This is a genomic window from Tessaracoccus sp. SD287, assembly GCF_017355265.1.
GTDB lineage: Bacteria > Actinomycetota > Actinomycetes > Propionibacteriales > Propionibacteriaceae > Aestuariimicrobium.
The window spans coordinates 19102-40893 of sequence record NZ_JADIJQ010000002.1 but is presented as its reverse complement, the minus strand read 5'-3'; the positions used below and the strand labels follow the sequence as shown (position 1 = coordinate 40893).

The following is a 21792-nucleotide window of genomic DNA, read 5'->3' as shown; positions in this document are numbered from 1 at the left end:
GACCACACCGGGCCTTTCTGGATCCTCGACGGTGTGACATTGTGGCCTGCATGCGCGGAATCATTCTTGCCGGTGGTACTGGCTCGCGGCTCCATCCCGTCACCCTCGGGTCGAGCAAGCAACTCGTGCCCGTGTACGACAAGCCGATGATTTACTATCCCCTGTCGACGCTGATCTTCGCCGGCATCCGGGACGTCCTGGTGATCACCACTCCCCACGAGGCAGCGAGCTTCCGTGACCTGCTCGGTGACGGTTCCGCCTTCGGCATCTCCATCCAGTACGCCGTCCAGCCCGAACCGAAGGGCCTGGCCCAGGCCTTTACCGTCGGCGCCGACTTCATCGGCGAGGACAAGGTGTGTCTCGTGCTGGGCGACAACATCTTCTACGGCCAGGGACTCGGCACGAACCTGTCCACCTACGCCGACGTCGACGGGGGCGCGGTCTTCGGGTACTGGGTGGCCGACCCAACCGCCTACGGCGTCGTAGAGGTCGACCAGGACGGGCGGGCCATCTCCATCGAGGAAAAGCCGATCGAACCGCGCTCGAACTATGCCGTCCCGGGGCTGTACTTCTTCGACAACGACGTGGTCGACATTGCCCGCAACCTGTCACCCTCGGCCCGGGGCGAACTCGAGATCACCGACGTGAACCGGGCCTACATGGCCCAGGGTCGACTGCACGTCACCATCCTGCCCCGGGGCACCGCCTGGCTGGACACCGGCACCTTTGACTCCCTCAATGACGCCTCCAACTTCGTGCGCACCATCCAGGCCCGGCAGGGACTGCAGGTCGGGTGCCCCGAGGAGGCGGCCTGGCGGCAGGGCTTCCTCAGCGACGACGAGCTGCTGGCGCTGGCGGCCCGGTACGCCAAGTCCGGGTACGGCACCTACCTGTCCAACCTGCCCGGCTCGCCCCGCTGAGGGAGCCCCCCCACTGGGGGGCCGCCGCTCAGTAGGCGCCGTCAGACTTCAGCACCGCCTGGACCGTCCGGAACAGGATGCCGAGGTCCTGCACGAAGGACCAGTTGTCCACGTAGTACAGGTCCAGGCGGACGGCGTCGTCCCAGGACAGGTCCGAGCGTCCGGACACCTGCCACAGCCCGGTGATCCCGGGGCGGACGTCCAGCCGACGCAGGACGTGGCGCTGGTACTTGCTGACCTCCGACTCCAGCGCGGGGCGGGGGCCGATCAGGCTCATCTCGCCCTTGAGCACGTTGACCAGCTGCGGCAGCTCGTCGATGGAGTAGCGCCGGATGAATCGGCCCACCCGGGTGACCCGAGGATCCTTCCGCAGCTTGAAGAGCACCCCATCACCATCGTTCTCGTTGGCCTCCAGCCGGCTGCGCAGCTGGTCGGCGTTGGGCACCATGCTGCGCAACTTGAGGCAGTCGAACACCGTGCTGTGCCGGCCGACGCGGGGCTGGCGGTAGATCACCGGCCCGCCGTCCTCCAGCTTGACGGCCAGGGCGGCCACCAGCAGCACCGGACTGGCGAGGATCAGGGCGGCCCCGGCCAGCGCCAGGTCGAAACCACGCTTCAGTCCGCGGCCGGCGCGTTGGGCCTGCGGCTTGGCGACGGTCAGCAGCGGCAACCCCGCGACGGTTTGGACGTCGATCCGGTTCGAGGCGATCTCGGCCAGCGCCGGGATCACGATCAACCGGGCCTTCTCCAGCTCCAGTTCCCGGGCCAGCAGGTTGAAGTGGTGGGGTTCGCGGAAGGCGCCCTCCACGAAGATCACCGCGGCCGCGTTGGTGCTGCGAATGGCACCGAGGACGTCGTCGGGGGTCCCCAGCACGGGCAGGGGGGCCTTTGGCCGGTCCTCACCCTCGGGCACCAGCGCCCCGACCAGGTCATAGCCCAACCAGCGCTCACGGTTCAACACCTGGGCCAAGTAGTCGATGTGCCACGGGCTGCCGGCCACGAGCATGGGGGTGCGGAACATCCCGCGCTTCCAGACGGCGTGCAGCACTCGCCTGATCACGAAGCGGGTCACCAGCAGGGTGGGGATGCCCAGCAGGAAGACCACGAAGAAGTAGGCCCGCGACAGCGGGTAGTCCGCCAGGTAGGCAGAGATGCCGACCAGGCCGGCGGTGAGCAGGCTGCCCTGCAGGACGGTGCGGTACTCCGCGGTGCCTGCCCCCAGGTGCTTCTGTCGGTACGCGCCGACGCTGAGCAGGGCGAGCAACCACACGACGATGACCAGCCACATCACGGGCAGGATCAGGGACTCCAGTCCAGGGGTGGGGCCGAACATCCGCATCTCGCTGCGAAGCGTGAGGGCCAGCAGGGCCATGGACGTGATGACCACGGCGTCCGCGGCGAAGACGACGACGTAGATCTTGTTGCGGTGGACGCGTGGTGGCGCTGCCACCATGCTGTCGACGCGCCGCGCGACGTTGACCTGACCCATGTCGGGCCCCTCTCGATGAGTGCGCCGCAGAGGGGGGTGGCCACACGAACTTTTGTATTTGTAACGGGATTATTGCACGGGCCACAGACGAAATCTAGGGTCTCGTGACGCGGTTACGAAACTATGTCATACATCCCGAACGTGAGCTGCGACACACCCGGGAATCGGACACAAAGTGGCCTGGCGGATGCGTCCGGGCCACCGGGAATAGTCTGCGACGGGTTCGGGTTGGCCCCCACGTGACCGATCTCTTCGCGCCGATGACCCTGCGCCAGACCACCATCGCCAACCGCATCTGGACCGCGCCCATGTGCCAGTACTCCTGCTGGGACCAGGACGGCGTTGTCAACGACTGGCATCTGGTCCACCTCGGTGCCTTCGCCCAGGGCGGCTTCGGGTTGGTGCTGACCGAGGCCAGCGCCGTCTGCCCCGAGGGCCGGATCAGTCCCCGTGACGCCGGCATCTGGAACGACGAACACGTGCACGCCTGGCGGCGCATCACCGACTTCATCCACGCCCGCGGCACCCTGGCCGGGGTCCAACTGGCCCACGCGGGGCGCAAGGCCAGCACCTACGCACCGTTCGGCGGGGCCGGCAGTGGCAGCGTCCCCACCGAGCAGGGCGGCTGGGCCACCGTCGGTCCCAGTCCCATCGCCTTCCCCGGCTATGCCGCACCCGCCGCACTGGACGGCGCCGGGCTGGCCAAGGTGGTCGCCGACTTCGCCGCCGCAGCGTCGAGGGCCATTGACGCGGGCTTCGACGTGATCGAGATCCATGCCGCTCACGGCTACCTGTTGCACGAGTTCCTGTCGCCGCTGTCGAACCAGCGCACCGACGGTTACGGGGGCAGCCTGGACAACCGGGCGCGCCTGCTGCTCGAGGTCGTCGATGCCGTCCGTGACGTCTTCGACGGCGTGCTGTTCGTCCGCATCTCGGCCACCGACTGGATCGAGGGCGGCTGGGACCTTGACCAGAGCGTCGCCCTGGCGAAACTGCTCAAGGAGCACGACGTCGACCTGGTCGACGCCTCCAGCGGTGGCAACCACCCCACCGACATCCCGCTGGCGCCGGGCTACCAGGTCGAGTTCGCCGACCGCATCCGCCGCGAGGCGCGCATCCCCACCGCCGCCGTCGGGCTGTTGACCGAACCCGAGCAGGCCGACGAGGTGATCGCCACCGGGCGTGCCGACGCCGTGCTGCTCGGACGGGTGGCGCTGCGCGAACCGCACTGGCCGCAGCGGGCAGCCCACGTGCTGGGCGCCGAGGACGCCGTCGTCTACCCCGACCAGCACGTCCGCGGGGCGTGGCGCTGAGCACGGACCGAACCGCACGGAGCCGGCGCCGCTAGCGTGGGGGCATGCAAACACTCGTGATCGGCGGCACCGGGCACATCGGCACCTGGCTGGTGCCCCGGCTGGTGCGCGACGGGCACCAGGTCGTGGTGCTGACCCGCGGGCAGCGCCGCCCCTACCGCGACGACGACGCCTGGCAGCAGGTCGAGACGGTCCTGGCCGACCGCAGCGAAGAGGAGTCGCGGGGCGTCTTCGGCGCCCGAGTGGCAGACCTTGGTGCCGAGGTCGTCATCGACCTGACCTCGTTCACCGTGGACAGCACCCGGCAGCTGGTCGAGGCGCTGCAGGGTCGGGTGCAGCACTTCCTGCACTGCGGGACGCTGTGGGTGCACGGCCCCAGCCGTCTGGTGCCGACCACCGAGGATGCCGTCCGGCATCCGATCACCGACTACGGGCGCGCCAAGGCCCAGATCGAGGGCTACCTGCACCAGCAGGCGTCCGCCGTGGGCTTCCCGGCCACGCTGGTGCACCCCGGCCACATCAGCGGCCCCGGCTGGGTGCCCATCAACCCCGCCGGCAACCTCGACGTGGACGTCTTCCAACGGCTGGTCGATGGACGCGAGCTGGTCCTGCCCGATCTGGGCATGGCCACCCTGCAGCACGTGCACGCCGATGACGTGGCCGGGGTCTTCATGGCGGCGCTGCAACGACCAGCGGTCAGCATCGGGGAGAGCTTTCATGCGGCCTCGGCGACCGCCATCACCCTGCAGGGCTACGCCGAGGAGGTGGCCGCCTGGTTCGGGCGCAGTGCGAACCTGTCCCACCTGCCCTTCGACCAGTGGCGCCAGACCGTCAGCGAGCAGGATGCCGCGATCACCGCCGACCACATGGCGCACAGCCCCTGCGCCAGCATGGACAAGGCCGAACGGCTGCTGGGCTTCACGCCGCGGCCGCAACTCGACGTGCTCCGCGAGGCCCTCGACTGGCTGGTGGACCAGGGCCGGGTCACGGTGGCCTGACGCACCTACACGTGCAGGCGCTTGCGGACCTCGTGCTGCACGTCGGCGCCGTGGAAGACCTGCATCCAGACCAGCATCAGGAACCCCATCGCCACCGAGATCCACGACGGCAACGTGTGGGTGACCCAGCCAAGAGCCAGGAACAGGGCCGGCACGACGCTGAACAGCAGGGTCAGCCACGAGTAGACCAGGTAGTCGCCCGGCCGCATCCGGGCAATGCGCACCGCCACCAGCAGTGCGATGATCGAGGCGCCACAGACGATGGGAATCACGTAGGTCGTCGACCACGCCCCCCAGCCGCTGAGGAAGTCGGCGTACAGGCACAACCCGCAGGCCGCGACGACCAGGTAGACGATGGTCTTGGCCACATTGCGCCGCTTGCGAATGGTGATGATCCCGACCAGCCACAGCGCCGCGAACCCCATCACCATCAGCCGTACCCACGGCACCGGGATGAACACGATCGCTCCCAGCGTGCCGGCGATGATCACCAGCGAGGCCAGCAGCACGGCCTTCATCCACACCCTGCGGTCGAAGCGCAGCGGCACGTCCGGCCACGGTGCGGCGGTCGACGGGGCCGCCGTGGGAGCCGCTTCAAGTGGTTCCTGGCACAAGGGGCAGCTGGCCCAGTCCCCGCGGATCTGCGCCGAACACGCGGTGCAGCGGCTCATCCGACGCTCACCCCCGGGTTGAGTTCGGCGGGTGTCACCTTGCTGGTCGCGACCTGCACCGCCACCCCCCGGCCGGTCAGTTCCCGGACGAACGCCGTCTGGTGCTCGGTGCCGATGAACGGCGAGGTGAAGCTCACGGTCAGGATGTTGCCATGGCTGGCCATGCTGAACTGCGGTCGTGCCGCCGAGACCGCCAGGTAGACCGCACCGACGTGGGCGTCGACGGGTCCGGGGAAGCTGACCCTGCCGATGTTGGTCATCGCCACCGTCAGGTTGCGATTGTTCAGCCGGTTCACCGCGCCCAGCACCACGTCCTTGATCGGGCGCGGCAGCAGCCGACCGAAGGGATGGTGCTCGAAGCCGATCAGTTTGCGCAGCTTGGCCTCCAGCGCGCTCGAGGTCGTCTGCGCCGCCAACTGTTCGGCCAACGAGGCGCACATCGCGGTGAAGTTGTCGTCCTGCTGGCAGTGCTCGAGCCGGGTGGTGGCGAAGAAGTTGCGTGCCGATTCCGACGCGAAGCGCTGGCGCAGGTCGACCGGCACCGACACCGCCATCGTCCGGTCGTCGCAGGCGGCCCCGTCGACCTCGCGGATCGCGTGCAGGAACAGCGCGGTCAGGTAGATCGTCAGGGAGACTCCGTGGGCGCGGGCCAGCGGCAGCACCTGGGTCACGTCCATGGTCAGTTCGACCAGCCGGGTGCGGTGGTCCGGGGTGAGCTGGCCGCGGATGCGGTGCACGCGCCGCCGGCCCCGACGGAACAGGTCGCTGCTGACCAGGTGCTTGCGAGGTTCGGCGACCTCGGGCGGCGTGTCCGGGCCCTGCTCGGCGGCCACCTGGTCCTCGACCTCCAGCGGCGCGGGACGCGCAGCCTGGGTGAACAGCTCGGGCTGGCGCGGGTGAAAGACACCGAAGCTGTCCGGGTCCAGTCCGTGCTTGACCCCGCTGGGGGCTGGCACGTCACCGAACTCGTCGGGGTGGCGCAGCCGGACGTACTCGCTGACCAGGTCCTGCAGCACCCACGACGCGCCGGTGCCGTCGGACAGGGCGTGCAGCACCTCCAGGACGATCCGGTTGCCGTGGTGGACGACGCGGAACAGCAGGTTGTGGCGGTCGAAGTGGTACAGGTGGTCGCAGGGTGGCAGCACCTCTTCGGTGACCGTGGGACGCAGGTCGCTCTCTTCGAGGTAGTACCAGAACACGCCGCGACGCAGCACCGAGTGGTACAGCACGTACTGGTCGAAGACGGTGTCCAGGGCCTGCTGCAGCAGGGTGGGGTCGACGACCTCGTCCAGGTCGGCGCTGAGACGAAACACCTTGGTGTCGACGTCACTCATCGCCGCCAGGAAGATGTTGGAGGCATTGTCCAGGCGCACCCAGGCGCGGCGGCTGTTCATGTCCGCACCGCGGGGGTGTGGGCCAGGAAGTCGTTGATCACCTCGTGCAGGCGCAGGACCGGTTTGGCGAAGCGGGGCAGCGTCATGAAGCCGTGCAAGGAGCCGGGGGCGCGTTCGACGGTGACCGCGTTGCCGGCCTGGCGCAGCTTCTCGGCGTAGGCCTCGCCCTCGTCGCGCAGCAGGTCCATCTCGGCGGTGACGACCAGGGTGTCGGGTTGGCCGGTGAGGTCCTCGGCCAGCAGGGGAGCGATCAGCGGGGTGCGGCGTGCCCCGGCGTCGGGCTGGTACAGCGACATGTAGTCGAGCACCTCGGCGGCGGTCAGGCGCAGGCCGGTGCCGTACTGGCGCACCGAGTCGAAGGGTGAGGTGCGCGGGTCGTGGTCGTACCACGTCGCCGGATACAGCAGCACCTGCCGGCTGGGCATCGGGCCACCGCGTTCCCTGAGCTGCAGCGAGACGGCCGCGGCCAGGTTGCCCCCGGCGGAATCACCCATCAGGGTGATGCCGCTGGGGTCGTCCAGGTCGAGCGCCTGCGGGTTCTTCAGCAGGACCGTGGCCGCCTGCAGGCAGTCCTCGAAACCGGCCGGGAACGGGTGTTCGGGTGCCAGTCGGTAGTCGACCGAGAGCAGCACGCGTCCGGTGGCGTCGGCCATCGCGGCACACGAGGGGGTGTAGCTGTCGATGTCGCCGATGACCCAGCCGCCGCCGTGGAAGAACAGCAGCACGTCGTCGTGGGTCTGCTGTCGCGGCAGGAACACCCGGACGGGGATTTCGTGGCCGTCGGTGGCCAGGATCGACTGGTCGAGGGTGTGGAAGCGCCCGGTGGGTCCGGCGGCCAGCCGCTGCAGCAGGCGGACCTTGCGGTAGTCCTCGCGCATGTTCACCCGGGGGGCGGCGAACAGGCCGAGCAGTGCCCGGAGCACCGGGTTGACCTGGGCCGACGACGCGGGCTGCTCCTGGCCGCCGGCGACAGGTTCATGGTCCATGGGGCCACTGTACGGGCACCGCGCGCGGAGGTCGGGCGGTTGTGCGCCACTCAGCCGAGGGGCACGTGGGCGGCGTAGACGACCTTCGCCACCAGCCGCTCGGGGCCCCCGGTGGCCGCATCGGTGGGCCAGCGCTCCTCCTCCAGGATCAGCAGCCGGTGCCCCGCCACCTGTTCTGGCAGTGCGACGCGTCCCGTCCAGGTCGCCACCCCACCGGCTCGGGTCACACCGAGCACCACGGGCGCCGCGTCGTCGTCGACCCACCCCAGGTCGGGGTCGGCGATGGTGGGGTCGCGTCGCTGCACGCGGACCGTCATCCGGGCCAGGGCGTCGGGGTCGCTGCGCACCTGCCCGGGTTCGGCGATGGCGTCGTAGGACGGGCCGACCACGGTCACGTCGCGGGCAGCGGCGTCGTCGGCGGCGGGCACGACCGTGGCGACCCGGTCCGGCAGGGTCTGGACGATGTCAACCACGACCGGTGCCGACAGGTGGCAGTTGGTCAGGGAACTGGGTTGGTAGCGCACCAGCCCCAGCCGCAGGAACGGCTGGTAGGACTCGCCGGTGTCAATGTCGATGTCGCAGAACCAGAGCCTGCTGCCCTCGTCGAAGGTGGGGGTGAAGGCGACCACCTGCACCGGTCTGGTGCCCCCGGGCAGCGGCAGGAACGTGGAGATGGTGGTGGGGTTGCGAAACAGATCGGGGCCCAGGTTCTCGGGGACGACACCACGTCGGGCGGGGTCGGCGCTGAGGATGGAGATGTGGGCGTAGTCGTCACTGTTCTGGGTGATCACCGGCCGTCCGGTCACCACGCCCAGCAGTTCCCCGTCGCCCGAGGCGTTCCACCCGCGCCGCAGCCACACCCGCACCCCGCCGCCGCGTCGGGTCAGCGTGACCCGTTCGTCCTCGGTCACCGACCGCCATCCCATGGTCGGCACGGCGTACAGCACCCCGGGTGGGGGCGGATCGGCCGAACTGGGCACGTCGATCTCGATGGGGTCACCGGTGAGGCTGGTCCGGTCGGGCTGGGACAGCCACGCAGCGGGGAAGTCCTCGCGGAACGGGGACGCCGACGTGGCGGTGTAGCTGACCATCCGGTGCTTGGTGTCGCCGAACTCGTGCGGGGCCGGTGGGGTGCCCAGTTCGCGTCCCATTGGCGTGTTGAAGCTGACCGCTCGCTCGCCGATCAGGCTGTAGGGGGCGTTCTCGTCATCGATGGGTCCGGTCGCCACCAGCGACATCGGCAGGGTGAAGGCGCTGGAGGCGCCGGCCAGGGTGCGGGGGCCGGGTTCGTCAGGCCGGTCGACCGACTCGGTCCAGGCACCACGCACCTCAACCTTCTCGGTGCTGGCCGGGTCGACGGGCACCACCCCCGACAGGTCGACCGAGGTCTGGGCGCGGTAGCGGGAGGCCGTCAGCCGTTCGAGGTGGGGGATGACCAGGGGGTGTTGGACCGCGTGGACCAGTTCCAGGTCGTGCCACGGGGCGACCAGCCAGGACCGGTTCTGCTTCATGGCCTCGATGGCCTGGTCCAGTGCCTGGCCGTTCAGTTCCCGCTCGCACCAGTCGCGGATGCCCATCAGGTCGAGTCGGGTGACCACCGAGACGCCTCGGGCGTGCAGCGTCGTGGCCTGGGGCAGGTGGACGGTCAGTACCCGGGACTCGTCGTCCCAGGTGGTGGCCGCCTCGCCGCTGGCCAGCCGCAGACGGAAGGGACGCGGCTGGTACCAGTGCTCGGAGGCGACCTCGACCCGCAGACCCTCGGACGGGGTGCCCGGCAGCCCGAGGAACAGGACCGCTTCGGCCAGGGGATCGGGCAGGTAGGGCAGCTCCAACGTCGGGGTCTGCCACACCACGTACCGTCCGGGCGGGCGCTCACCGCTGGCCGGGATCTCGACGACCCGTGCCCCCGGCGCCCCGGCAGCATCGAAGGATCCCTTCTCGCGGCGGGCGATCTCGTAGGCGGCGCGCACCTCGGCCACCTGCGCGGCGCTCGGCGCTGAGCCGTCGGAGGCCATCACCGTGTCGAACATGCCGTGGCGTTCTGCGGTCTCGAAGGAGGCCTTGGGGGCGGCGATGTGGCGGTCGTCGTGGTCCAGGTAGGGCTCAAGGCCCAGGTCGGTGAGGTCGACGGCGGTGGTCGCGGCGTACTCGGCGGCACTGAGGTCGATGTCGCTGCGCACCACCAGTCGCAGCGCCGAGGCGCCCTCGCCGAACACCTGCGCCGGGACGACGGCCGGGGCGGGGACCGGCTCGAAGCGCAGGTACGGCGCCCCGCGCGTGGTCGGCACCGTCGGGGTGGCAGCCGCCGGTGAGGCCAGCCAGCTGTCGGCCTCGGCCAGGCTCGGGCCGTGACCGGCCAGGTCGACCTCGCGCAGCCGCAGCCGGTACTCGTGGCCGAAGCGCAACTTCGGCAGGGTGCCCGGGACGACCTCGCTCTCGAGGGTGAGCCCCATGCTGGTGTGCGGGTCATTGGGCACCCTGGTGGGCGCAGTCTGCGGGTCGTCGGGGTCCGGTGCCCGGGGGTCGCGGTTCAGCGCGGCACCCGGCCGGGGCGCGGACAGGCTCCAGCCGTCCCAGGTGGTCACCACCTCGTGCACGTACAACTCGCCGTCCGGGTCGGGTGCGGCCCCGGCCGGCACCGGGGCACCCGCCAGCGAGACGGTGGTGAAACCCTCCCCGGGCATCGGGTCGATCGGGCCGGGGTAGCGTTCCGCGGTGGCGGTGACGACGCGGGCGTGCAGCGAACGCCACTGACCCGAGACGGTCGTGTCGAGGACGTCGACCCGGTGCCCGCGAACCAGGTCCTCGGCGTACAACTCGGTCACGGCGTCCAGCGCGGCGATGGCGTGGTGGTCCAGTGCCCGGGTGAAGTCCTGCTGCAGGTCGGCGGCCCGTCCGGTGTGGGTGAGCCCCAGACCGCTGGTGCGGATCGCGGGCAGGCCCGCACGGTCGGGCTGGTCGAGGGGTTTCTCGGCCGGCGAGGACGCGGGCCGCGCCACCGTCGCGGCCAGGTTGACCGCCTTCAGCAGGGCGCCGTCGACGTCGACCTGGTTCAGTGAGAAGGACGTCTCGGGGACCGGCGCCAGGCCGGTCGGGACGCCACCGGCCGGGCCCAGCGGGTCGGGCACCGCCCGTGCGGCGACGAAGACGAGACCGTGGTCGGGGTCGTCGTCGGGGACGTCGTCGAAGACGTAGGCGGTCAGGTGGTTGAGTTGGGTGCGGGTGACGAGGTCGGGTTCGGCCGGTTCCGGAAGCGTCGCCACCACGGCCACGAACTGGGGCGCCGCGACCGGTGCCCGGGGCAGTTCACCATCGACGACCAGGTCGACGACCAGTCCCAGTCGGCGCAGCAGGTCGGGGTGGTCACCCAGGGCGCCGAACATTTGGTGGACGTCGACCGCGTCGCGGTAGAACCCGCCGTCGGCGGGCATCTCGACCGGGTCGACCTCGGGACGGGTGTGGAAGAACAATGCCCGTTCGCCCTCGCTCCACGCCCCGGCGGGCAGGGGCTCGATGGGGGCGGGCAGGCCCCGGTTGCCGCCGGCGCGCACCGCAGCGGACTGCCCGCGGGCCGCGTCCAGGAAGCTGCGCACCACGTCCTTGCGTTGGTCGGTGGTGGACAGTTCGCCCAGACGACCATTCAGGATGCCGAGGAACGGGCCGAGAAGTTCGTCGAGTCCGGGGACGAACGGCTCCTGACCGCGGTCGGTGGTGATCGGGATCAGGGTGGTGCCGTGGACGGCGGCTGCGGCGTAGAGCCGGCGCAGGTCCGACAACACCCGGGTCAGCCCGAACGTCACTAGGGGCCGGTCGGCGTAGTCGTCGAAGGCGAAGGGGCGCAGATAGGTTTCGGGCGGGAACAGTGCGGCCCACAGTGCGGAGTCGGGTGGGGGGCTGGTGACCGTCAACGGGAAGGTGTCCCCGCCCACCTCGGCATGCCAGCTGGCGCCGGCCACGTGGCCCGGCCAGTCGACCAGGTCGGGCAGGTCATCCAGTCGGTTCCCGTCGGTGCGCAGCCTCGGCGCCAGGTAGGCAGTGATCCGGGGGCGTCCGTCCCCGTCCACGCCGTGGGGCAGGGCGATCCATTGCAGCATCTGGTCGGCGGTCATGATCAGTCCTCCGCGTAGGCGAGGCAGTACTGCTGCCAGTCGTCCTCGTCCATCACCTGGTCGAGGCTGGGGTCGCCGGACGCGCCGGCGAAGCGGCGTTCCACCGACAGCTTCACGCTGGTGGAGAAGAAGGCGACCTTGACGCTGACCGACAGCGACGCCTGCCCCCAGATCTCGCTGCGGCCACCACCCTTGGCGCGATAGGTGAAGGCGAGGTAGAACTCGAGTGAGATGCTGATCAGCCCCAGCACCGACAGGTGGCCACCCATCCGCAGGTAGCCGGTGAGCTGGGTGACCTGCTGGGTCATGCCGAAGTACACCCCGGCCATCACGTACACCCCGCCGCTGGCGACGCCCAGGTTGAGGCTGATGTTGCCCCCGAACTCGATGGACGCCTCGATCTCCTCCACTCCGTTGGCGCTGACCCCCAGGGCGAAGAACCCGCCGCCGCCGAACATGGTGACGGTGACCAGGAACGGATGGTGTCGCTCCGAGAGGGCGAAGCGCAGGCCCGCAGCCTTGCCGACGAAGGGCACCGACAGGGACGCCGACAGCGCCAGGTTCTGCAGCGAGAAGACCCCGACGCCGATGGTGGGGATGGCCAGGCTGAACCCGGCCCGGATGCCCTGCTCGTCGACGGTGATCGCTGGCGGGTCGCTGAATCCGTTGTCGGGCAGCAGGTCGCGCAGGGTGTTCACGAATTCCAGGGCTCCGATGAAGTCCAGCGAGACACCCTCGGCGGTGACATCGGGTTTGCGTCCGGGCAGGGTGATGAACCGCAGGGTGCCGAAGCTGAGCCGGGCCACGTCGGCAAAGGTCATCGCGAAGCCGGTGAACTCACCGTGGACGCGCACCTGCGGCGCCGAACCGTCCAACGGGGTGGTGGTCACCACGTCCAGCACGAAGGTGGCACCGGCGACGTCGAACAGCGGTTGCAGGCCCGGGTCGGCCTGCAGCAGCGGCTTCCACAGGAAGCGGGTCTGGGTTCCGAGGGGCAGGCCTCCACCATCGCGCAGCACCCGTGAGCGCAGGATCGGCACCTCCAGGTGGGCGTTGCGGTCGGCGACCAGGGCGTCCAGTTCGGGGTCTGACAGGTCGGCCTTGCCGAACAGGGTCGCCGACGCGGCCGGGATCGGGCCCAGCAGTTTGCTCAAGGGGACGGTGCCGAACAGCTTCATGTCCCCGAACAGGGACGCCAGCGTGGCCGCATTCAGTCCGCCGGCCAGCGTGGACGACATCAGCCCGGCCCGCGCCGAGAGGGTGTCGAGGTCCATGCTCGGGGCCGACAGCCCACCACCGTCGCGCTTGCCCATGGCCACCGTGGCCACCCCGGCCATGAGCCGGGCGAAGCCCCCGGTCGGGTTGCTGTTCGGGTCCAGCCCGTGGGTGAGGTACTCGGGGGTCAGCGCGACGCGACGGGTCTCGGCGGCACCGGTCAGCCGTTGCAATGGTTCCAGGGTGGCGTCGGCCGAGGCGACCCGGAACATCCACGACGGGATGTAGCCGGGCAGGGTCGCGCCGGAACGCCGCGGGTCCAGGGCGAACTGCAGCGAGGATACCGGAGCGCTGGTCGACTCCGGTGCGCCGCCGGTGGGGTCGGCCAGGGCCAGCACCTGACCGGACAGCTCGGCCCGCCGTCGACTGTCCGGTCCCGCACCGAACTCGGCCACCACGGGACCGACGGCGCCGACCGACCGGTAGGGGATGAACATCAGCGGTCGCGCGGCGCTGACCCGGCGGCCCAGCCAGTCGGTTCCGACGAAGCCGAAGGTGACGTCGCGTCCGTCAGCCTGCAGCCATCGGGGGCTGTTCAGTGCTTCCTCGAGCTCGGCCTGCACCTGGGCCAGGATCTGGCGTCTGGTCATCCGGCGCCCAAACCAGCGCTGCAGCTGCTGGATGCGGGCGCCGGGGTCCATGGGCAGGTCGAGCTTGGGCGAGCTCAACGTCGTGAACTCGATCGAACGCAGCGGCATCTCGCGCCCGTGGTGGGGATAGCCGGCGCCCAGGGCGGCGTAGTCGAGCACGGGTTGGGTGATGAAGACGCGGTAGTACTGCCGCAGGTAGCCGTGGGTCCCGAAGACGCCGTAGACCCCGTAGCGGCCGACCCGAGTGCCGATCTGCACCGGGTCGTAGTGGCGTTCGGTGACCCGCAGGATGACGGCGCGGTGACCGGTGTCGACGAACCCGCGGCGGACCACCTCGACGTGCTGGTCGCGCCCCAGCCCGGACACGTGGACGTAGCGGACCAGTTGCGGCACGGTGACCCCGGCGCTGACCAGCTCGTCCGGGTTCTGGTCGTCGCGGGGGAAGGTGAAACTGCCGCGCAGCCGCATCGATGCGCCGAGACTGGTCAACAGCACCTGCTCACCGTCCAACGGGACCGGTGGCGGCACCATCGGGCCGCCCCGGACGAGTTCGCGGAAGCGGCGGGCCCACTGCTGCAGTTGCGCGCCGCCGCCGATGCGCGGCCGGCGGGGGCCGTTCGCGAAGTCCGAGGTGAGGGTGACCAGGTCATCCAGGTCGGGCCGGGACATGGAAGAGGTGAACAGGTCGGGTTCGGGGCGCACGAACAGGGCCCGCAGCGGGACCGGTGTGGTCGAGGACGGGTCGGCGGCGCCCCCGAGGACGGGGACGAGCCGGGTGTGCCACAGCTCGGTGCGGCCGTTGGCGGTGCGTGGCGCCTGCTGGTGCCACCAACCGAACTCACCCACGGGGCTGAGCAGCAGCCGGTAGGGGAATTCGATGACCGTGTCGTCCTCTCCGGGCGCCCGCGGCCGGGGACCCGAGCGGGTTCCCGGGGGCAGCGCCCCCGGGGCCAGGCTGGGCTGCAGCCGACTCCAGTCGAGCAGGCCCGCCATTGTCAGCGGCACCGAGGCGACCTCGTCCGGCAGGGTGAACACCAGTCTGCTGGGGCCGGCCGCCAGCGTCTCGACTGGTGGCGGGTCGGGGGTCTCGGCGGAGGTCGCGAACTGGTAGTAGGCGCGTTCGGCGACGTGTTGGGGTGCCAGCGCGAACGCCAGCCGGGCAGGACTGGCGGCATCGATGCGTTCCAGGGCCGTTCCGTCTGCGGTGGGCTGCAGGTTGCTGAGGTGGACGTCCAGGACGAGCAGGTCCTCTGGGCGGATGAGACGAAGTGGAGCCGACATGTCGGTCCTCTGTTCCGGGGTCTCGAGAACGCAGGTGATGCGTGGGCGGAACGGGCCTGCGGCGTACCGGGCCGGGCGGCACATGGGCGCCGCTTCACTGCAGCAGAAAGCCAGGCATACCGATCACGAGGGTGCCTCCCTCAACGATGAAGCCTTCCTCAACGATGAACCTATGGCACCGACGCGTCAAGGGTCGGCGACCCCGCTCCTGTGCGGACGCTCCAGAGCAGCGCCAGGTCGTGGGCGTCGACGTCGCCGGTGGCGGCCGCGATGGCGAGAAGGGCGGCGCTGGCCGATGCCGCTGCGGCGGCATCGGCGGTCCTCCACAGCTCGGCGTCCACGTCCCACTCGGCCAGCCGGGTCTCACCGTCCTCGCCGACCGGTGGCCCCGGGGACGCGTCGGTCACCGAGGTGGCGGGCACTGACGTGGCGGCCGCGAGCGCCAGGGCGTCGCGGAACTGTCGGGCGCTCTCCGGTCGGTGCGCCGGGTCCTTGGCCAGCCCGCGGGCCAGTACCTGTTCCACGGCGGGCCAGGGGGGACGACCCACGTCGCTGAACGGCCGGGGCGGGCAGGCGATGATCGCCTCCAGCGCCTGGGACCGGGGGAGTTCCAGGTCGAGCGGCGCTGATCCGGTGAGGATGCGGTAGGCCAGGGTGGCCAACGCGAAGACTTCGGCGGCGGCATCGAGCGGGGCAGGGGCCTGGTCGTGGAGCAGGGCGGCGGCGGCCTGCGGGTCCAGTTGCTCACCGCCGGCGGTGCGTGGTGCCGGACCCAGCCCGGCGCCGGTCACCTCGGCGATGCCGAAGTCGATCACGCCCACCGTTCCCCGGGCGTCGACCAGGACGTTGCCCGGGTGGATGTCGCCGTGCCAGACGCCGGCGGCGTGGATCGCCACGTAGGCGTCGAGGGTCGACAGGACGATCGTCATGGCGGCGGCAGCGTCCAGCGTCCCGGACGCGTCGAGGGCGGCCAGGTCGGCCGGGTCACCGTCGACCCAACCCAGCACCAGCACGCCCCCGGTCGCCTGCGCGTGCTCCCAGAGCACGTCCGGGACGGGCCCACCGGCCAGGCGCCGCAGCGCGGTCGTCTCGCGCAGGAACAGTTCGGGGCCGGACGTCGGCTCGTCGATCACCTTGACCACCACCGCGGAGCCGTCCTCGAGGGTAGCGTCCCAGAGTTCGCCGTCCCGCAGCACCCTGATCGGAACGCCCAGGTGTGCCGGGCCCACCCGCTCCCCGGTCGCGTGGCGGGGAGCCAGCGCGGTGGCGGCGTCGCCGTCGGGGACGAGCAGGTCGGTGCGGGTCAGGGCGACCAGCACCGGGAAGGCCTCGTCCAGAATGGTGATCGGGTCACCGCCGTGGGCCTCGCAGTAGCCGATGATGGCTGCCGACAACGTCGAGGGTTGGCGGAAGAGCTCCAGCAGCGTCCAGGCGTCCGCGGACAGCACCTGCGACGGGAAGCGGCTGCCGGGCCGCGCGGCGATCACCTCGGACCCGCCCGGGTCGGGGACTGCCTCCACGTCCTCGGGCAGGCGGAACTGGATGTCGACAATGCTCACGGGACTGCTCCGACGTCGGCCGTCTGGGGCACGGCCGGCTGGGGGGCTGCGACCGGAAGCCACCCGCGGGTGTCGAATCCGTCCCGGGTGAGGGAGGCGTAGGCCTCGTCGACGACCCTCCCGGGCGCGGTGGCGGTGCCGTTGCGGGCGCGGGCCGCCAGCAGCGCGTCGGCCAGGCTGCGGCAGACCACGGCACGCCAACTGGTGGCGTTGCGGTCGATGCCGCGGGATACGATGCCGGTGCTGCCGACCTGTGCGGTGAACGGCACCCCTTGGGGGGCCACGAGGCTGAGGTGCTCAGCAAGAACGGAGGCCGCATCGTCGGCCGCCTCGGCGGAGGCGAAGTACAGGACGAACTTGTCGGCCCGGTGGATCCCGGCGAGATCGGCGCCCACCTTCCAGGCCGGCACCTGGAGGCTGGTCGCGATGTCGAAGGCGCTGGGCAGTACGTCGGTGAGGCTGGGGACGGCCGGGCTGAGGTACACCTTGTGCACCAGTGCCACGACGTCGGCGTCGGTCCGGGTCCAACTCATCCATCCCTCGGTCGAGGTGCGCGCATAGTCGACCAGGCGGTGGCGCACGTGGCGCTGGGCACGGCGGAGCAGCAGGTGCGGCCAGCGCTCGTCCACGTGAACCGACGGCGTGCTGCCGCCGGCGCGGTAGAGCACACCGGCGAGGGCCGCGGTGCCCAGGGTCTCGGGGTCGACCCAACTGGTGAGCGCCGCGGCACGGATGGCCGCTGTGCGGCTCAGGCGCGCCAGGCGCTCACCAGCTGGGGGAATCGACACCGGTCAACCGAGGACTTTGCGCGTGTACTTCAGTTCTTCCTCGGTCGGCTTCATCTCCTCCAGTTGACGCTCAACGGCCTCAAGGGTGACCTTGAGGTTCTCGCGCACCAACACCAGGTCAGCCAACTCCAGGCGCCCCACGGGGGTGACGATCGGGGTGATGGGGGTCGGGATGGTGTACAGGGTCGTGTCGTCGGCGGGAAGAGCCACGTCGCCGCCGCCTCCCGCGCCGCCCCCGGTGACGCGAGCGAGCTGCGGCGAGAGGGCCGTCACACGGATGATGGGGGAGGTCTCGGGGACCGTCGGCGGGTTGGTCAACTTGTCGTGCCACTTGAACTTGGGGACCCGGTGGATGTACAGGTCGTCAACGTAGAAGCCCATGGTGATACTCCTCAGGAGTGGTGGACCGCCTCGTCGTCGGGGCGGGTCCGCTGCCGCGTGTGCGGAGGGGAGTTCGGGGCGGGCGGTCGACGCCGCTGCCGCCGAACTATGGTGAGGGCACGCAATTCAGCAAGGCCATGCTGCTTCCAAGCGTCCTCTCGCCGACCGGCCGTGTCAATTGAAAACAATGTCCCGAGAGTCTCGGGTCGCGCCACGATGGAGCGAACCGCGCGAACTCAAAACAGAACCCCCGGCCAACCAGCATATGAACTGGTCAACCGGGGGTTCAGGTGGTGCGCGAGAGAGGAGTTGAACCTCCACGTCCCGAAGGACACTGGCACCTGAAGCCAGCGCGTCTGCCATTCCGCCACTCGCGCGTTGCTGGTTTTCACCAGCCCGGAAACGATAGCACGGGCCAATCGCGGCATGCCAATCGAGCGTCCGTGGGCCCTCTCATAGCTGTGGAGTGGCTCTCCTGTGGGGGCGTCGGCCCAGCAGAATGCCTCAGGAAGCCGCTGCTGGCCGCCATACGCGTCTGGATCCCCGTCCTGAGGCATCCTGCTGGACGGATCAGTCACCAGCGCCACGTCAGCGCACTGGTTGTCCTGACCGATAGGCACTGGGTGGCACACCCACGAAGGCAGTGAACTCCCGCGTCAGGTGCGCCTGGTCGAAGAACCCCAGATCGTGGGCGAGGTCGGCCAGCGGTGCCTCCGGGTTCTCGTCCAGGGCGGCCACCGCGTCATGCAGTCGCGCCCTGAGCAGCACCTGCTTGGGGGACAACCCGACGTAGCGGGCGAATCGGCGTTGCAGACCTCGAACCGTCATCGCGCCCGCATCGGCCAGTGCCGCGACGGTCGTCATGGAGGCGTCCCGCTCGACCAGGTCCACGAGGTCCTTCACGCCCGCCCACACGTCGTCAGCCCGATCGACGAGCGGCGCCAGGGCGGCGTCCAGATCCTCGGTTCCGGCCCGGGCGGCCGCAGCGAAGTCCTCGGTGACCCCGCGGGGCAGGACGTCGGACGCGGGCACGGTCCGGTCGGTCAACTCCCGGGCGGCCACCGCCGAGCACCCGGCCAACGCTCCCGGATGGAACTTCACCCCCACCACCCATCCCGAACCGCTGAGGTCCACGTCGAACCGCCGGCTCGGGACGCCGGTGACGACCGGACCGGGGCCCAGCCCACGGGCGCCACCGTGCTCGAGGGTGAGGTTGGACGAGAAGTGCGGCACGAGTGAGGAACCGAACTGCTCGACATCCCAGTGCAGGGTCCAGTAGCTGTCCACCAGACAGGAGACAGCTGGCCCGGGGCGGAACCGTTGTCGGTCGATCGCGCGGTCATGGCTGTCGCGGTGCAGGATGACACCGCGTGGTGTCGCATTCGTCCAAGCCGCCACAGCACCGATCGTAGGAGCCTTGGACCCATGACGACACGAATTGGCATGTTCACCATCGACTGCTCGGACCCGAGGGCCGAAGCCGAGTTCTGGTCCGGGCTGCTCGGTTGGCAGGTGGCGGCCGCAGACGACGACTACGCCATGCTCGTCGGGCCGGACCACGCCCTCGGCTTCGGACGGGTCGACGGCTACCAGCCACCGCAATGGCCGAACCCCAACGGGACCAAGCAGTTCCACCTGGACCTCGCCTGTGACGACGTAGCGGCCTCCGAGGCGCGGGCGGTGGAACTGGGTGCCACCGTGGCAGATCCGCAGGGTGGCGAGACCTGGCGGGTACTGATCGACCCTGCGGGGCACCCGTTCTGCCTCACGGACGCCAAGAACTGGGGCTGAGGGTCACCCGGGGTTGGAACTTGTGGCGGCAGCGCCACGATGTCTGCTGCCCCGCAGGCCTCTTGCCTGCGTTTGTGGCGGCAGCGTCACCATGTCCGGTGCCGCGCCGGGCTCTTGCGTGTATTTCTGGCACCAGCGCCACGATGTCAGGTGCCGCGCAGGGCTCTTGCCTGCATTTCTGGCAGCAGCGTCACGATGTCCGGTGCTGGGGAGGCGTCTCGCCTGCGTTTGTGGCGGCAGCGCCACGATGTCCGGTGCTGCGGAGGGCTCTTGCCTGCATTTCTGGCACCAGCGTCACAATGTCAGGTCAACGGACGCCTCTCGCCTGAATGTCTGGCACCAGCGCCACGAACTCAGGTCGGCAGCCCCACCTCAACTCGGTTCGTGGCCCTCGCTGTCGTGGCCCTCGATGCCGTGGCTCTGTGCGCCGCGCTTCAACCGCTCCCGGAACGCCTGGGTCGCTGCCGCCCGACCGATCGCCCGCCCCCGCAGCAGACCCAGCACGAACCCGCCCAGCAGGGTGAGTCCGGCCAGCGAGGCGGCCATCACCCAGGTCGGGCGTTCCAGCCGGGACGGCGTGCTCAGCTCGGGTTCGGTGACCACAGGACCGGGAGTGGGGGTCTGGGACAGGTCGACCTGGTCGATGGCCTGGTCGACCGAGTCCAGGGTTGCCGCGATGGCGGCCCCGTGGTAGCCGAGGTGGATCGGGCGCGTCCGGTTGATCTCATCGGTCATCGTGGTGGCCCCCACCAGCAGTTGGCCCATCGGCTGGCTGGCGTCACAGACCATGTCGCCCGCCTCGCACACCGAGTAGGTCGCCGCATAGCTGCTCGCCGGGATCTCGGCTCTCACCGCGCTCATCGCCTCACGGATCGCGGCACTGTCGACCTTGCCCTCGTGCATGTCGAAGGTCACCTGCAGCATCGTCTCGACGGCGGTCTGCCGGTTCGGCGCCTCGGCACCCAGCCGTCGCATCAGGTACAGGTAGGCGCCCAGTCCGATCGCCTCCGCCGTCGCCGAGCCGGACAGCTCGCGCACGTTCTGGCCGGGGTAGTGGCTCGGGTTGCCCAGCAGGATGGCCGCCACCAACCGGTCGTCGGGGTTCGTCAGCGCCATGGCCCGGGTGATCACCTGCGCGCCCTGGCTGAACCCGGCCAGGATGATGCGCTCATTGGGGCAGCGCCGCAAGGAGTCATTCATGATCGCCGCCAGCCGGGTGCCACCCACGTCGGCCGAGTCGAAGTACTCCGTCGAGGGCATCGGCTGGGCGAACAGCAGGTCCTCGACGTTGACCTCACCCAGCGTCTGCGGGGCCACCGCCGGGTAGTCCAGCCACACCTGGCGCACGGTGCCGGAGCGGTCCCAGCGTTTCGCCAGCCCGTCACGGACGCCGGTGACGGTCCTGCCATAGCCGTCGGGTTCACCTGAGCCTCGGGCTCCCACGAACAGGAAGTCGGCGCAGGGCTGCCCCACGGCCTGGCTGGACCTCACCGGCGGGTCGGACCAAGCGTCAGCGGCCGGCGCTGGTGTCGCCGCGCCGACGGCCCCCATCAGCGCAAGGGCGGTCGCCAGCAGGGTGGCTGCGGCTCGTCGGGTCAGGGCAGGCAGGAACCTCACGTCGTCCATTCAACCCGACAGCCCTGGTCGGGCGAAGTCAGCTGTGGGGGTTGGCGAACATCGCGGTGAAGCTGGCCGAGTCAATGGCCGAGGCGAGCAGCGCCATCCGCGTCGCTGCCGAACTGGCCTCGTCCGGCACGTCCAGACGCTCGGTCGGCAGCGCGTAGACGGTGAAGACGTAGTGGTGGGCCGGCCCCGGCGGGGGATAGGGGCCGCCGTAGCCGATGTAGCCGTAGTCATTGACCCATTCCCGAGCCGATTCGGGCAGGTGGGCGCCCTCGGCGATCGAGGTGATGGTGGCGGGCAGGTCGACGGCGACCCAATGCCACCAACCCGAGCCGGTGGGGGCGTCGGGGTCGTAGACGGTGATGGCAAACGACTTCGTCTCGGCGGGGGCGTCGCTCCAGGTCAGGTCGGGGACGACGTTGCGGCCACCGACGCCACCCTCGGCGAACTTCAGGTCGATGTGGCCATTGGCGGGAATGCCCGCACTGGTCAGCTGCATTGCTGGTTCCTCCCGTGGTCGACAGGTTGGTTCTCAGCCTAGCCAGCGCAATGCTGCTCCCGCATGGATACGGGCCACCTACTAGGCTGGCGACACCCGGGCACCGGCGACGATGCCCCTTCCGA

At 70.2% G+C, this 21792-nt stretch carries 16 protein-coding genes and 1 tRNA gene; 4 read left to right on the top strand and 13 right to left on the bottom strand.

Annotation, left to right across the window (positions count from 1 at the left end; all coding sequences use genetic code 11):
- The first annotated feature begins 50 nt into the window (after positions 1–50).
- On the top strand, positions 51–920 hold the full coding sequence (gene rfbA, locus IPV09_RS01265; protein ID WP_207473102.1) for a glucose-1-phosphate thymidylyltransferase RfbA: 870 nt from the start codon (positions 51–53) through the stop codon (positions 918–920).
- Between the two features lie 28 nt (positions 921–948).
- On the opposite strand, the gene IPV09_RS01260 is transcribed toward rfbA, so the two are convergent.
- Positions 949–2409: a sugar transferase gene (locus IPV09_RS01260; protein ID WP_242681078.1), complete on the bottom strand. Its 1461-nt coding sequence runs from the start codon at positions 2407–2409 to the stop codon at positions 949–951.
- A gap of 239 nt (positions 2410–2648) precedes the next feature.
- Between IPV09_RS01260 and IPV09_RS01255 the strand changes: the two genes are divergently transcribed.
- Together IPV09_RS01255 and IPV09_RS01250 are read left to right on the top strand one after the other, a co-directional pair.
- Positions 2649–3722, top strand: a complete 1074-nt coding sequence (locus IPV09_RS01255) for an NADH:flavin oxidoreductase/NADH oxidase (protein ID WP_370590172.1) — start codon at positions 2649–2651, stop codon at positions 3720–3722.
- A gap of 44 nt (positions 3723–3766) precedes the next feature.
- Entirely contained in the window at positions 3767–4720 is a 954-nt protein-coding gene (locus tag IPV09_RS01250) for an NAD(P)-dependent oxidoreductase (RefSeq protein ID WP_207473101.1), read from the top strand.
- Between the two features lie 5 nt (positions 4721–4725).
- Here the strand turns inward: IPV09_RS01250 and IPV09_RS01245 are convergent, their stop codons facing one another.
- The 10 genes from IPV09_RS01245 to IPV09_RS14525 all read right to left on the bottom strand — a co-directional run bounded on the left by IPV09_RS01245 (position 4726) and on the right by IPV09_RS14525 (position 19152).
- Entirely contained in the window at positions 4726–5391 is a 666-nt protein-coding gene (locus IPV09_RS01245; protein WP_207473100.1) for a DUF6320 domain-containing protein, read from the bottom strand.
- A complete protein-coding gene (locus IPV09_RS01240; RefSeq protein WP_207473099.1) occupies positions 5388–6785 on the bottom strand; it encodes an alcohol acetyltransferase in 1398 nt (465 codons plus the stop codon). Before IPV09_RS01240 ends, IPV09_RS01245 begins: the two co-directional genes overlap by 4 nt.
- Positions 6782–7771, bottom strand: coding sequence for an alpha/beta hydrolase (locus tag IPV09_RS01235; protein WP_207473097.1), 990 nt, complete (start codon positions 7769–7771; stop codon positions 6782–6784). The genes IPV09_RS01240 and IPV09_RS01235 overlap by 4 nt, the downstream gene beginning before the upstream one ends.
- A 50-nt stretch (positions 7772–7821) precedes the next feature.
- Positions 7822–11880, bottom strand: a complete 4059-nt coding sequence (locus IPV09_RS01230; protein ID WP_207473095.1) for a hypothetical protein — start codon at positions 11878–11880, stop codon at positions 7822–7824.
- A gap of 2 nt (positions 11881–11882) precedes the next feature.
- Entirely contained in the window at positions 11883–15026 is a 3144-nt protein-coding gene (locus IPV09_RS01225; protein WP_207473093.1) for a hypothetical protein, read from the bottom strand.
- 170 nt (positions 15027–15196) lie between these two features.
- Positions 15197–16585, bottom strand: coding sequence for an AarF/UbiB family protein (locus IPV09_RS01220; protein ID WP_207473092.1), 1389 nt, complete (start codon positions 16583–16585; stop codon positions 15197–15199).
- On the bottom strand, positions 16582–17373 hold the full coding sequence (locus tag IPV09_RS01215; RefSeq protein ID WP_207473089.1) for a hypothetical protein: 792 nt from the start codon (positions 17371–17373) through the stop codon (positions 16582–16584). The genes IPV09_RS01220 and IPV09_RS01215 overlap by 4 nt, the downstream gene beginning before the upstream one ends.
- A 3-nt stretch (positions 17374–17376) precedes the next feature.
- Entirely contained in the window at positions 17377–17754 is a 378-nt protein-coding gene (locus tag IPV09_RS01210) for a hypothetical protein (RefSeq protein WP_207473087.1), read from the bottom strand.
- A gap of 291 nt (positions 17755–18045) precedes the next feature.
- A tRNA-Leu gene (locus IPV09_RS01205) sits at positions 18046–18131 on the bottom strand.
- 211 nt (positions 18132–18342) lie between these two features.
- The gene (locus IPV09_RS14525; protein ID WP_207473085.1) at positions 18343–19152 is read right to left on the bottom strand and encodes a helix-turn-helix domain-containing protein; all 810 of its coding nucleotides are present in this window, start codon (positions 19150–19152) and stop codon (positions 18343–18345) included.
- A 27-nt stretch (positions 19153–19179) separates the two neighbouring features.
- On the opposite strand from IPV09_RS14525, the gene IPV09_RS01195 reads away from it, so the two are divergent.
- Positions 19180–19545 (top strand): VOC family protein, encoded by a 366-nt coding sequence (locus IPV09_RS01195; protein WP_207473084.1) that lies wholly within the window; start codon positions 19180–19182, stop codon positions 19543–19545.
- A 372-nt stretch (positions 19546–19917) separates the two neighbouring features.
- Here IPV09_RS01195 and IPV09_RS01190 read toward each other — a convergent pair whose 3' ends face one another.
- Together IPV09_RS01190 and IPV09_RS01185 are read right to left on the bottom strand one after the other, a co-directional pair.
- Entirely contained in the window at positions 19918–21162 is a 1245-nt protein-coding gene (locus tag IPV09_RS01190; protein ID WP_207473083.1) for a cutinase family protein, read from the bottom strand.
- Between the two features lie 37 nt (positions 21163–21199).
- Complete coding sequence (locus tag IPV09_RS01185) at positions 21200–21667, bottom strand: YbhB/YbcL family Raf kinase inhibitor-like protein (RefSeq protein WP_207473082.1); 468 nt, start codon at positions 21665–21667, stop codon at positions 21200–21202.
- Positions 21668–21792 lie beyond the last annotated feature (125 nt).

Excerpts from the sequence above, each read along its gene's own strand:
- rfbA (WP_207473102.1), top strand. The coding sequence starts at position 51 with ATGCGCGGAATCATTCTTGCCGGTGGTACTGGCTCGCGGCTCCATCCC.
- IPV09_RS01260 (WP_242681078.1), bottom strand. The coding sequence starts at position 2,409 with ATGGGTCAGGTCAACGTCGCGCGGCGCGTCGACAGCATGGTGGCAGCG.
- IPV09_RS01250 (WP_207473101.1), top strand. The coding sequence starts at position 3,767 with ATGCAAACACTCGTGATCGGCGGCACCGGGCACATCGGCACCTGGCTG.
- IPV09_RS01245 (WP_207473100.1), bottom strand. The coding sequence starts at position 5,391 with ATGAGCCGCTGCACCGCGTGTTCGGCGCAGATCCGCGGGGACTGGGCC.
- IPV09_RS01240 (WP_207473099.1), bottom strand. The coding sequence starts at position 6,785 with ATGAACAGCCGCCGCGCCTGGGTGCGCCTGGACAATGCCTCCAACATC.
- IPV09_RS01235 (WP_207473097.1), bottom strand. The coding sequence starts at position 7,771 with ATGGACCATGAACCTGTCGCCGGCGGCCAGGAGCAGCCCGCGTCGTCG.
- IPV09_RS01230 (WP_207473095.1), bottom strand. The coding sequence starts at position 11,880 with ATGACCGCCGACCAGATGCTGCAATGGATCGCCCTGCCCCACGGCGTG.
- IPV09_RS01225 (WP_207473093.1), bottom strand. The coding sequence starts at position 15,026 with ATGTCGGCTCCACTTCGTCTCATCCGCCCAGAGGACCTGCTCGTCCTG.
- IPV09_RS01210 (WP_207473087.1), bottom strand. The coding sequence starts at position 17,754 with ATGGGCTTCTACGTTGACGACCTGTACATCCACCGGGTCCCCAAGTTC.
- IPV09_RS01195 (WP_207473084.1), top strand. The coding sequence starts at position 19,180 with ATGACGACACGAATTGGCATGTTCACCATCGACTGCTCGGACCCGAGG.
- IPV09_RS01185 (WP_207473082.1), bottom strand. The coding sequence starts at position 21,667 with ATGCAGCTGACCAGTGCGGGCATTCCCGCCAATGGCCACATCGACCTG.